The organism is Ruegeria arenilitoris (assembly GCF_013035425.1).
Classification (GTDB): domain Bacteria; phylum Pseudomonadota; class Alphaproteobacteria; order Rhodobacterales; family Rhodobacteraceae; genus Ruegeria; species Ruegeria arenilitoris_A.
Genome location: NZ_WQHX01000003.1, coordinates 385,499 through 397,672 on the forward strand (window position 1 = coordinate 385,499; position 12,174 = coordinate 397,672).

General features: G+C 54.3%; 12 protein-coding genes. All 12 read right to left on the reverse strand.

Annotated elements, in window-relative coordinates; genetic code table 11:
* Nucleotides 1-8 precede the first annotated feature (8 nt).
* Nucleotides 9-611, reverse strand: a complete 603-nt coding sequence (locus tag GOV45_RS10940) for a class I SAM-dependent methyltransferase (RefSeq protein WP_170477303.1) — start codon at nucleotides 609-611, stop codon at nucleotides 9-11.
* Complete coding sequence (locus GOV45_RS10945; protein WP_170477305.1) at nucleotides 608-1,567, reverse strand: cupin; 960 nt, start codon at nucleotides 1,565-1,567, stop codon at nucleotides 608-610. The genes GOV45_RS10940 and GOV45_RS10945 overlap by 4 nt, the downstream gene beginning before the upstream one ends.
* A 152-nt stretch (nucleotides 1,568-1,719) precedes the next feature.
* A complete protein-coding gene (locus GOV45_RS10950) occupies nucleotides 1,720-2,709 on the reverse strand; it encodes a nuclear transport factor 2 family protein (protein ID WP_170477308.1) in 990 nt (329 codons plus the stop codon).
* Nucleotides 2,706-3,749 carry a LacI family DNA-binding transcriptional regulator gene (locus GOV45_RS10955; RefSeq protein ID WP_170477310.1) on the reverse strand — a complete coding sequence of 348 codons (1,044 nt, stop codon included), beginning with the start codon at nucleotides 3,747-3,749 and terminating at the stop codon, nucleotides 2,706-2,708. The genes GOV45_RS10950 and GOV45_RS10955 overlap by 4 nt, the downstream gene beginning before the upstream one ends.
* Complete coding sequence (locus GOV45_RS10960; RefSeq protein ID WP_170477312.1) at nucleotides 3,749-4,513, reverse strand: SDR family NAD(P)-dependent oxidoreductase; 765 nt, start codon at nucleotides 4,511-4,513, stop codon at nucleotides 3,749-3,751. Before GOV45_RS10960 ends, GOV45_RS10955 begins: the two co-directional genes overlap by 1 nt.
* The gene (locus tag GOV45_RS10965; RefSeq protein WP_170477316.1) at nucleotides 4,513-5,565 is read right to left on the reverse strand and encodes an ester cyclase; all 1,053 of its coding nucleotides are present in this window, start codon (nucleotides 5,563-5,565) and stop codon (nucleotides 4,513-4,515) included. Before GOV45_RS10965 ends, GOV45_RS10960 begins: the two co-directional genes overlap by 1 nt.
* Nucleotides 5,562-6,893 carry a histidinol dehydrogenase gene (gene hisD, locus GOV45_RS10970; protein WP_170477318.1) on the reverse strand — a complete coding sequence of 444 codons (1,332 nt, stop codon included), beginning with the start codon at nucleotides 6,891-6,893 and terminating at the stop codon, nucleotides 5,562-5,564. The genes GOV45_RS10965 and hisD overlap by 4 nt, the downstream gene beginning before the upstream one ends.
* A gap of 11 nt (nucleotides 6,894-6,904) precedes the next feature.
* Complete coding sequence (locus GOV45_RS10975; RefSeq protein ID WP_170477321.1) at nucleotides 6,905-7,435, reverse strand: ester cyclase; 531 nt, start codon at nucleotides 7,433-7,435, stop codon at nucleotides 6,905-6,907.
* A gap of 127 nt (nucleotides 7,436-7,562) precedes the next feature.
* A complete protein-coding gene (locus GOV45_RS10980; protein WP_170477324.1) occupies nucleotides 7,563-8,717 on the reverse strand; it encodes a carbohydrate ABC transporter permease in 1,155 nt (384 codons plus the stop codon).
* A gap of 1 nt (nucleotide 8,718) precedes the next feature.
* Nucleotides 8,719-9,741 carry a carbohydrate ABC transporter permease gene (locus GOV45_RS10985; RefSeq protein WP_170477327.1) on the reverse strand — a complete coding sequence of 341 codons (1,023 nt, stop codon included), beginning with the start codon at nucleotides 9,739-9,741 and terminating at the stop codon, nucleotides 8,719-8,721.
* Between the two features lie 67 nt (nucleotides 9,742-9,808).
* Nucleotides 9,809-11,020 carry an ABC transporter substrate-binding protein gene (locus GOV45_RS10990; RefSeq protein WP_170477330.1) on the reverse strand — a complete coding sequence of 404 codons (1,212 nt, stop codon included), beginning with the start codon at nucleotides 11,018-11,020 and terminating at the stop codon, nucleotides 9,809-9,811.
* Between the two features lie 75 nt (nucleotides 11,021-11,095).
* Nucleotides 11,096-12,142: an ABC transporter ATP-binding protein gene (locus GOV45_RS10995; RefSeq protein WP_170477332.1), complete on the reverse strand. Its 1,047-nt coding sequence runs from the start codon at nucleotides 12,140-12,142 to the stop codon at nucleotides 11,096-11,098.
* Nucleotides 12,143-12,174 lie beyond the last annotated feature (32 nt).

A 12,174-nucleotide genomic window follows, 5' to 3' on the forward strand; every position in this document is an offset into this window, starting at 1 on the left:
GAGTCTCCTTAAATTTTGCACGCCATAAGAACAGTACGGCTTTGGGTTTCAGGGTCCTCGGCCAGAAAACCGGTCATTCGTAATTCGTTTTCTTCCAAACAAATGGCGTAGTCTGCTGGTGACAAAGACGCATGATATACAAGCTCTTCCCCAACAGTGCCGCTTACCTCTCCAGCACGAGGACCAACCGTCAGCATCAGCATCCCACCCGGCCGCAAATGGTGCGCCATACGAGCTATGCAGTTCTTTTGTTCATCTGCCGTCAGGTGGAAAAAGCTGTCCCATGCGATGATGCCGTCGAACTGCTGTTCCAACTCAAACTCACGCATATCTGCATGTCGCCAATCGCCATCAGGCCAACGTTCCCGAGCTATGGCTAGCATCGCCTCTGAGAAGTCGACGCCTGTGACAGCAAAACCCTCTGCCATGAACCAGCGCGCGATCGGATCTCCCGAGCCACAGCCAAGGTCCAATACGTGATCACCCGGTTTCAGGCTGGCGGTGAAACGCGCCAGCCAACGCGCTTCGAACAGAGCTTTGGAACGTCGCTTGTCGAATTCTGTGGCTTGCCGTTCGTACACGGCGTGCGTGTCTTTCGGGTTTACATTCATTCTGTCCAAGTAGCTCCAGCCGGGTCGTCAGTAGCCGAAATCCGGTACAAACCTGCCTGTCCCGTCATTGACGGTTGAACGCTATAAGACTCACCGGGCAAGACCAAAGCGGTATCACCAGTGGACAACGTTGTCTCGTAACCATCCACCGAAATACGCCAGTGGCCACTCGCGGGCATCAGAACTACTGGTTTTTCGGCCGTGACTGGTTCGGTTACCGAGGAACCCCGACCAAGGAAATCGACTTCGAACCCCGGTTTGTCTTTGATCAGAGCATTTTCGCCGATCACCCGAGCGGGTTTGTTCGCCGACAGCGCCATCAGGTCCCAATAACGCGCAACATACTTTCCGACTACATCCTCGACCGGCACCTCTGGGTACTCTTTTAGTTGCTCTTCGGTCAGAAGAGGCATCGGTCGTACGTTGTGCGGCAATTCCTGACCCTTTTTTTTGTCATACAAAACGCCATTGTCACCAAGCATCAGCCCATGCTCCTGCGCGTCTTCGATTACCTGCGGCGCCCAGGTGACGCCGCCCCCCGCATCGTCGCCGCCCAGGATCGCCATGATCATTCCATAGTCTTGGCCGACATTTTCGAACCCTCGGAAAATGCCGGTTGGGATATTGAAGATATCGCCCTCTTCGGCAATGAACTCGCCGGCTGTGCCATAACGGCCCCAAAAAAACCGCCATCGCCCTTTGGCGACAAAGAAAACTTCGGCAGTTGTGTGGCTGTGCAAAGAGTTGCGACATTTCGGAGGTTGCCCAGCTGCCCCAATGTTGAAGCCTATCTTATCGGTGATGTGCACATGCTGGTCTGGCGACTCGGAAACGCCACCGCCGATGATGGTGAAGTTTTCCTTTTGATCGCTGCCCGGTGTGTGGGCGTCAATAAACGCCGTTTTGCAGGGCTGGAGTTCGCCATAGCGGACGATACGTTGTGTGATGGTGCTCATTAGATTGTCTCCTTGGAAATTGGGGCGATGGGATCAACTCCCGCCCCTCCCGGAGGACGATTGTTCAGCCGACGTGCACGCAGTGATGCGCGATGCGTATGAAATCGCCGCGCCGCTCGACTGTTATTCAGAGATGAAACGATTACGGTCACTCAGCTTTCTCCACCCTGCAGCAGAATTTGTTTCCAGACCGAAGTTTCGTCGAACAGCGTATATTCGCGACGCAGCAGCGGGTGGCCGGCGATCAACTCGCCAAATTCGGCGTGGCTGATGCCAAGCACATAGACCTGTGCGCCAGTCGGTACGCCAAAAACCCCCCAGCCGTCATGCTTACCCCAAAGGCTCCAGCGCAAAGCAGCACGAGGGGCCATGTTCGTGTCATCGCGGCCAATCTGGTGTTCGATCTTGAACTCCGCATTCGGGAAAGAGGCCCGAAGTCCCATCCAAAACCGGTCTACTGCACCCCAACCGTGGCCAGTGACACCGCCCACATATTCGGATTGCACGGCGCGGTCATACTCTGCTTCGATCGCACCCATATCGGCGTTCATGATCCGGGTCAGAATGTCGGCGTAACGTTGTCCCCAATCGTTGTCGTTGCCTCGTCCTTCATAAGGTCCGGGCTGATCGGTTTCCGGGGTCAGTGGCCTGACGCAGTTATCCGCCCCGCCCTCACGTTCAATGAGGTCGGCCGCATATTCCTTTGGGTCCCAACCCATCTGACGCACAATTGCACCTTGATCGCGGATCAGCCATTCGTCGTTGATCTGATTGTTGATTGCGTGACAATCGGCAAGAATCCGGTACCGCAGCTTGGTACCCGTTGGCTTACCGTATACGCCTTCGGCCAGATGCGTAGCGGTTGAAATGATCCGGTGCGAGCTTAGCATGCCCTGTTCCGGTGTACCTGACCAGATTACATCCTCGCCCAAAAGCTGCCGGTCCGGAAACTCGGCCAGCGTCGCCATTGTTGCGCCGATAACGTTCTGATTACCCAGAACAACCGACCCGGGTGAACGAACGACGATATCGTCACTGTAATACTCATGCAGGGTCGAGATACCCCGGTCTTCCCAGATCACCTTTGTGATACCAATGATATAGTCGGGAAAATCCCGAAATTTGGGATCAAAGCCTTTCATGTTTCTGTCCTTTGTGGGGCCCACCCTTTTGGCAAACGGGCCGAGGTTCGCACGACCAGTGGCCCATCAATGGCCACCTTGCGAGGCTCGGCCATTTCCGGGGTGTCGATATGTTCAAAAAGCGCGTCAACAGTTTCGGTCACCATTAGATTGGCCCGCTGTCGGATTGTAGTCAGATTGTAGGCGGGCCACCCGGCAGGCGGTACATCGTCATAACCCACGACTGAGATATCCTCGGGTACGTTTAGGCCAAGTTCAAAACGTATGACGTCCATCACAGCCAGTGCCATGTGATCGTTGGCGACGAAGACGGCATCGGGTCGTTTGTCTGGTGCAACATCAAACATTCGTCGGGTCGCAGCGCGGGCGTTTTCGGTGTGAAAATCACCGACCTCATGAGCGAAAAGGTCTCGCCCGGCCTCTGTAAGCGCGGCTCGGAAACCAGCTTCGCGGTCGCGTTGGGTCGAAGCACCTTGCCAACCCGCGATATAGGCTATCCTTTCATGCCCCCCATCAATAAGGAACTCGGCCACTTTGCGACCCCCAGCGTAGTTGTCGGAAGTAACAGTGGTGATGCCTTCGATATCCTGACTGCGGTTAAACAACACAACCGGAACCCCAGCCTGCTGGCAGCGCATCGCTATGTCCGACGACATCGGGACCGACGCCAAAATAACCCCGTCGACCTGATAATCGAGGATTTCGTCCATCACATTGTCGATATTCCCAGCCGAGCGAGAAGCCATGAAGATCAAAACGTGATAGCCTTGTTCCTGCAGCGCGTTCGACAGTTTTTCGAGCGCTTCGGGATAGAAGTAGTTGTCCAGATAGCCGACAACCAATCCGATGATACGGCTTTTGCCGGATACCATCGCGCGGGCTAAAACATTGGGGCGATACCCCAACTTAGCGGCCGCCTTCCGCACTTTATCTTCGGTTTTTTTACTGACCGAAGCACCGGGTGTGAACACCCTGCTGACGGCGGATTGGCTGACGCCGGCAAGTTGGGCAACTTGAAGTGATGTCACCTTTTCAACCATCAGTCCGCCGTCCAACCTCCGTCGATCAGCATCGAAGTGCCTGTAACCAAAGCAGAAGCGTCGGAAGCAAGATAAGTGACTGCACCCATGATATCTTCGACCTCGCCCACGCGATCCAGCTTGATCTTCTCCATAATCCACGCAGCGCGTTCAGGATTTTCAAACGTGGATTGCGTCAAGGGTGTGCGAATAAATGTCGGGCAAATTGTGTTGATGCGAATTCGCTGCTTGCCCCATTCAATGGCCATAGCTTTGACCATACCTTCGAGGCCATGCTTGGTTGCGCAATAAAGCGCCCGGTCAACCCCGCCCACATGGCCCATCTGACTTGAGATGTGAATGATTGACCCTGGCTTTTCTGCTGCCATCAAGGCCTTGGCGGCATAAGCCGACAGGAAATAGGCTGATCGCAGATTAACGTCCGCGACGGCGTCAAAATCCTCGGGCGTAGTCTCAATCGCCGGACTATGTCGTGCGATACCAGCAGAGTTCACTACCACGTCGAATACACGGCCCTCAAAAATCCGATTTAGGGCAATAAGATCACCCTGATCTACGACCGCAGCCTCGGACGACCAGCCCTGCCTTTGCAATGCCGCAACGGTTTCATCTAATCGCTCCTTGCCTCTGGCGGCGCAAACGACGTGAGCACCTGCTTCGGCAAGAGCTACCGCGCAGCCCTGACCGATGCCCGACGAAGCGCCGGTTACTAAGGCGGTCTTTCCGCTAAGGGAAAACGAAGGGGTACGTGGCAATTCGGTCATCAGTGCATTCCATCGGGAACATCGATGCGACCTATGTTGCGAGCCTTGTTGAATTCTCGCAATCGGGCAAAGACGTCGACACCAAGCTGTCGGTAGGCGTCAAGAAGGTCGACCAGAACCCAATTCTCGCGGATCTTGCCGTTTTCAAGTCGCCAGAAATCGAGACTCCGCATGGTGATCATTTTTCCTGAAGGAACAATCCCCATCCAGCCGTCACCAGTAACCGTCTGAATCATGTTAGGCCAGCCGGTCACAGCGGCATATTCGCCATCACCGAAGAAATGGTAGATTATGTCATCAACGTACTGCCCGCGGTCCGGCATGCCATTCAAGAATGGAATTTGGTGCCAGTTTCGAAAGCCAGCGTAACCACGGCCGGTCCCTATACCCGAAGGGCCGTACCAGTTCATGCGAGGGTGCCAGAACCGTTCCATCTCCATCACCTCGGGGCCACCTTGGGATGGATGTCTTTTTAGAAATTCAAGCATTTCTATTATGTGTTGACAGGTCTTGGTGCCCTTAGCTTCATCGTAGGGCCCCGGAACAAAACCGTCTTGAGTGGCTGGACCGGGCACATGCCATTCGAGACCCAGGCTCGGGGACATTGGCCAGGCTTTGGCCTGTATCATTACTTCGGGGATGTCCCAAAGTGCCTGAAACTCAACGACTTTGCCATCTACAAAACGGTAGAATTCGTGAAACCGCATGGTTGCCTGATGACCGGTGGGCGGGATATCCAGCCAAGGCCCGATGAAGGTACCCGTATAGTAGCCACCACAGCCGACCCAGTCAGCTCCACCGTCGTCCGGTCCGGCCATGACAATGTAGTCACGACGTTCTAAATCAGGCCAGGCATCCAAAAGGTTCTTATAGGCGCAATCGAAAAAAGCATCACTGCCTGTGCTGTCGCCAAAAGGATGGCACAGGTGGAACGCGGCGTCTGAGCTTGTCACTTCGGCCAACGCTTTGCGTACACCGGCCTCGGAAAAGTCGTACATCGCCGCCCTGAGTGGTGCGATCAGGGCTTTGTGTTGTGTGTGCTTGTCACTCATTCTGCGGCGTCCCGGTAGGGGGCGGGTTCGCCGTAGGGTACGTTGATACCGCCATAGCGACGCACGCGAACGTTGCACTGTTCGGCATGGCCAACAAAACCTTCCAGCATGCACAAGCGCGAGCCATACTCACCAATAAGCGTCGCCGCTTCATCGGTCAGTACTTTCTGATAGCTGTGAGTTTTCAGATACTTTCCCACCCAAAGCCCACCGGTATAGCGCCCGGCTTTTTTTGTTGGCAATGTATGGTTTGTTCCGATCACTTTGTCGCCATTTGAAACATTTGTACGCGGACCAAGAAACAGAGCACCGTAGCAAGTCATGTTCTCAAGGAACCAGTCGTCGCGGTCGGTCATTACCTGAACATGTTCCGAGGCGATGTCATCGGCGACCTTCAGCATCTCGTCATACGTGTCGCAGACGATCACTTCGCCATACTCGTCCCATGACACTTTCGCGGTGCCAGCTGTAGGCAGGATACCCAGCAAACGGTCGACTTCGGACATGGTATCTTCGGCCAATTTGCGTGAGTTGGTCAGCAGAACGCAGGGGCTGTTATAGCCATGCTCAGCCTGACCAAGCAGATCGGTCGCGCAGAGTTCCGCATCAGCTGCTGTCTCATCCGCAATAACCATTGTCTCGGTTGGCCCCGCGAACAGGTCTATACCGACGCGACCAAACAATTGGCGTTTGGCCTCTGCGACAAAAGCGTTGCCGGGACCCACCAGCATGTGAACGGGATTAATGGTCTCGGTTCCCAAAGCCATTGCGCCGATCGCCTGAATGCCGCCCATAACGTAGATTTCATGCGCACCGCCGAGATGCATGGCTGCAATCACCGCCGGGTTTGGCTTGCCTTGGAAGGGAGGTGTACAAGCGATGATCCGAGGAACACCAGCAACTGAGGCGGTAGCCACGGACATGTGGGCAGAGGCCACCATTGGAAACTTTCCACCAGGCACATAACATCCAACAGATTGTACAGGGATGTTCTTATGACCCAATATGACGCCAGGCAGAGTTTCAACCTCGATGTCCAACATTGAATCCCGCTGCGCCTGCGCAAAATTACGTACCTGTTCTTGCGCGAATTTGATATCGGCAATTTCACGATCCGTCAGTTGTCCAATAAGACTATCGATTTCCTTCTGGCTGAGACGGAATGACACCGGCGAATAGTTGTCAAACTTCTCGCTCAACTCACGCACGGCTGCGTCGCCGCGGGCTTCGATGTCTTTCAGCGTTGCTTCAACCACAGCGCGGGTCTTGGCGTCATCTTCTGCCCGGTCCTCGTCGGATTTGCCGCGTTTCAAATATTCGATTGCCATGGTGCTAATCCTCAGTTGTCGGGCCGGGGCGGAGCTTTCTCTCCCCGGTCAAATGCTTCCCAGCCTTCACCTTTGAATACATCCACGCCTAGCTGCGCGGCGACATGGGCGAAATCCACATTCACCCAGTTGTCGACGATCTTGCCGTCGACGACTTTCCAAAAGTCCATATATCGGATCTCGACCCGCTTGCCGGTGGGCGCGATGCCTAGGAACTCGCCGGAATGAGTGGCTTCCTGACGGCCAAAGGCTGCCGCCCACTCGCCCATGTACAGGCGTGCCTCGTCAATGCAGGTCTTGTCAGAGAATGCGGCCTGAAACGGGCGCTGCCAGTTGTCCTGAAATTCCTGCAGGCCCACCTTTGTGCCGCAGCCCTGATTGCCCATCCAGCGGAAGCCTTGGGCGAAGAATTCTCCGATGTCGTCAATGCGGTGGTCGTTTAAACCGTCGACCATGGTTTCAATAACGCGGCGCGTGTCTTCGGTTTTGCTCATGTCCGTTTCGCGGGTCAGAACCGCTTGTTCAGGACGGGAACCTTTCATGTCTTTGTCCTTTCAGGTTGCCAGTAGGAGGGATTGGGATGTTTGACCCCAAATCTCAGAAAATCCCTCGGCATCCTGTTCAGCGCCGGATGGCGCGACATAGCGTTATGTCTTGCATTCTTGCTCATCAACCTTTGACCGCCCCAGCCGTCAGGCCGCTCACGATCTGGCGCTGGAATATCAGTACAAGGAAGATCAGTGGCGCGGTGATCGATACCGCAGCGGCCACAGCAACAACCTGATCTGTTGTAGTCGTCTCACGGTTGAACATTCCCACAATTGCCGGAACCATGGTTTGGTTTTGTGCGTCCAGTAGAAGCGCGGTTACAAGAAAATCGTTATAAGCCAGCAGAAAGCTAAACAAACCGGTCGTAATAACGCCAGGCCACATCACAGGCATGATGACCCTGCGAAAGGCCTGAAAGTGGCTGCAACCATCAACACGGGCGGCCTCGTCCAATTCAGCCGGAATGTTCTGGAAGAATGACCTCAGCATCCAAATCGTAAACGGTTGGTTGATGGCGACAAGCACGGCGATCACGGCGAACGGCTTGCCATATAGGGTTGGCGCATTGTCGCCCAGTATCGGGCTAAGCCATTCGGCAGAGTTGATAAAGACCGGAAGATAACCTGCGACAAGCACGGAATGGGGCAGTGCGCGGAACACCAGAGCGACGATAAGAATCCAGAAAGCTAGCGTGGACCCAGACCGGGCCAGACCATAACCCGCCAAAGTTCCAACAGTCAGTGAAACCGTTACAACTCCAGTGGTGACAATAAGTGAATTCTTAAAGTTGTTCGAGAACCCTCGGTCTATCCAGACAGTTTTGTAGTGCTCGGTTGTTAGGCCAAGAATGTCGCGTCCAAGCGGGCCAAACAACGGATTGAGCAAGGCAAGAAACGTTGGCAAAATAACAAAGAAAACCAGTAGAAAACCCAATAGCAAAGTCAGCACACCAATCAGCCAACCAAACCATTCTTGCCCAGGTTTAGTGTAGGATTTCACCAAAGATGGAAGGGTCCTGGTTGCGACAATGATCGTTGCCCAAATAACCGCCACACCAAAAATAATGTCCAAAAGTGACAGACCTTTGCCGACACCCAAGGTTGCCGGGCCGAAAATAACGTTCAGCGCATTACTATCGAAGGCGTCCACTGGTGACTTGAAGCTCATCACAACGATCCAAAAGATCGGGAAGGACGCAATCAGACACCAAAGCGCCAGACAAACGTTCGAAGTCAGGCGTAAGCTGAATGGCTGGCGAAGTGCGCGAGAGGACATATTAATGACCCCCTTTATGATCACGCCAAGTGCGGCGCAGCGGTAGGATAAGTAGGATAACAACACCGATCATGGTTAGCATCGAGTTGGCCGAAGCCCGGCTGATCGACCGGTTGCCTGCCTGATCCGGGGTCAGGTAGTCGAAAGTCAGCCACTGCAATGAGATGACATAGCCTTGGCTCGAGAAACCTACGATTTCTTCGAAAACGCGGTAGCTGTCCATCAAATGGATCATCGACACGAAGATAATCAAAGGCATCAGGTGGGGGATGACTATGTATTTCAAACGCTGCCAACGGGTTGCGCCGTCGATCACCGCGCTTTCCAGACTGTCCTGATTGACGGTTTGTAGACCCGCATAGAAAACGATGGCGGCGAAAGGCGCCACGTGCCAAACGCGATAAAGCATCATCAGAATTTCGATTGTCCAAGCCTGCGCAAACAGAGCGATATCGCGGTTTAGCCACCATTCAATCAGTGCGGTCAGAATGCCATCACCACGGAACAGCCAATTGATCGACAGCACACCGATCACAGGCGTGATGATGAAGGGCAAGAGCGAAATGAATATCACCGGTCCACGTATTGATTTGGCCGCGTTGTTGATCAAAATTGCTATCCCCAGCCCACAACCAACAACCAAAGGCAGTGTGATCAAGGTGAAGGTCAGAGTGAAACGCAGCGCTTTCCAAAAGTTTATCGTCGACAAAACGTGCCAATTACCGTCGCTTATCGCGCGCCATGCCCGTTCCGGTTCCAGAACATTGCGATAGCTTTGCAGCCCGACATATTGGGTTTGCGTGATCACCTCACCATGCTCATCCAATTTCGGCTGCGAAACTTGTTCCGTCACGCAAGTTTGTTTCAGAAAACCGGGTGTACAGGTTTCCTTTTCGACCGTCTCGTAGATTGGTTGAGTGACATAGAAACTTTGTTTGAACACGCTGACCAGTGGGAAAGCGATAAAGAGAAGCATCATAAAGACAGAAGGGCCGACAAAGGCGGCAAATGTCCGGAAATTCATGGCTCTGCCTTTCTCATGGTTCTCAGGAACAGGGCGAGGGAGGACCGAAGCCCTCCCCGTGGAAGGATCAGTTGCTGATCAAGCCAGCTTCCTTTGCAGCGGTAACATAATCCGCCTCGATATCGGCCAATGTAGTCTGCGCGTCCTTTGCGCCAGTGAGATAATCGGCCAGACCGTTACCCAACGCTGTGTGCATTATGCCCATCGGACCAGATGCCGGATATGGCTTGGCACCGGCTTCAGCAGATGCTGCAGCTCCTGCTGCCAGCGGACCAGCCGCGTAAGCCGGGTTAAGCCACACCGCCGCATCATTGTTGGCGCTGACCATATCACCGTCGATACCTTCCATAGCTACGCGGAAGGCAGCGTCAGCCTCTTCATCGCTCATGTTCGATGCCAGGACGATACCGTCCCACCAAATTGTGGTCGCTGGTACTGCAGAACCCATAGGGGCCGCTGACATAGTCACCTTGCCAACGACCTGGCTTTCAGCCTCATCATTCATGGCAGCCGCGCGGCTGGCCCAAAGATTTGCAATGGCAATCTTGCCCTGCTGAAACTGCTGCTGCACGTAGGTTGAGTCGGAGACTAGATATTCCGGGTCCATGTACTCGGTCATCGATTTAAGCGTCTCAAGGGCCGCAACTCCCTGTTCGTTGTTGATAGCCGGCATATTGCCATCCCCAAAGAACGAACCACCTTCACCCAAGTACATGTTGACGAATTCCTGGCCCAAGTTCCAACCGGTCTTGAAGGTTCCGCCGATTGGGTATTCCATCACTCCAGCATCTTTGATCTTGGCTGCTGCGGCCAGAACGTCAGCGTAGGTTTTGGGTTCCTCTATGCCCAATTCTGCCAGAACATCGTCCCGGTACATCAGGTGCTGCGCGTTCACCATCATGGCTATCGCCATGGTTTTGCCATCCACTTTGATCAGCTGGTTTGGCAGCAAGTCCTGGCCGTATTTCTCAACCAGATCATCCAGCGGCCGGATCGTTCCCGCGTTCAGCAAAGGCACCAGAGTGGCGTTCGATACGCCGCCGATCTGGTAAAGTGCTGGGTCAGCCGCAAAAGCTTCGGGTTGTTTTTCGCGGAATTCCTGGTCCAGCGAGGCGCTGAAATTACCACACTCTGCCATCGCATCTGTGACGGCTTTCCACGCTTCAAAGCCAGCCGAAAGCGATTTCAGCGGCACTTCGTTTTCAAAGGTGCAATCGGCCCATGCACCACCAGCGGCGATGGACACAGCACCTGCCAATAGGATCGTCTTGATTTTCATGCGTTTCTCCCTGTCAGGATCGGTCCGTCGTCGACGTCCGGACCGGTGTTTTGCCCGTGAGGACAGTTTATGGGGCTAGTCCCCGATCCGCGCACCGCTTCCAGCTTTGAAGAGGTGACAGATTTCTGTCGGCACCGAGAAAGAGACTGTTTCGCCAATCTCGGCGCGAAATGCTTTGTCAGCCTTGACTGAAACCAGCGCGCCGCCAACACGCACCGAGATCATGGTCGCATCGCCCAGTAACTCCAGTGTATAGATCGGAGCCGTGATCTGACCTTGACTATCGGCAAGGCTTGCATCTTCGGCGCGAAATCCGAGCGTCAGCGGTCCGTCCGGAGCATTTACCGGAATTTCGACATGTTCGGTACGGAACACACTGCCGCTTACCTCGCCCTCCATCAGGTTCATCGCAGGCGACCCGATGAAGCTGGCCACAAAAGTGTTTGCAGGGCGGTCGTAAATCTCGGTCGGGCTTCCGACCTGTTGCACCACCCCCTGCTTCATGACTACTACGCGATCAGCAAGGGTCATGGCCTCGATTTGATCATGGGTCACGTAGATCGTTGTCACTGCCAGTTCATGGCTGAGATTTTTGATTTGCGCCCGGGTAGATACCCTTAACTTGGCGTCCAGGTTGGACAACGGCTCATCCATCAGGAACACGTTAGGTTCGCGGACAATTGCGCGGGCCAGTGCCACACGCTGCCGCTGACCACCCGACAACTCCGCAGGCTTGCGGTGGAGGAAGTCGTCTAACTCGACCATAGCGCTGGCGCGGCGCACCTTTTCATCGTGGGTCGAAGGGTCGATACCGCGAACCTTCAACGGGAAGCGGATGTTTTCATAAACGTTCATGTTTGGGTAAAGAGCGTAACTCTGAAACACCATCGCTACGTCTCTGTCCTTGGGTTCCAGATCGTTAACTACATTGCCGTCAATCATGATGTCGCCTTCGGTCACATCTTCCAAGCCGGCTATCATCCGCATGGTAGTAGTCTTGCCGCAACCGGAGGGACCCAGAAGAACCAGAAACTCTCTATCCGCAATTGTCAGGTCGAAATTGTGGACCCCGACAAAAGAGCCCCAGCGTTTACCGACATTGCGCAGTTGAATTTCTGCCATAGTGCCTACTCCCGGGAAGGATTCGTTTTGCA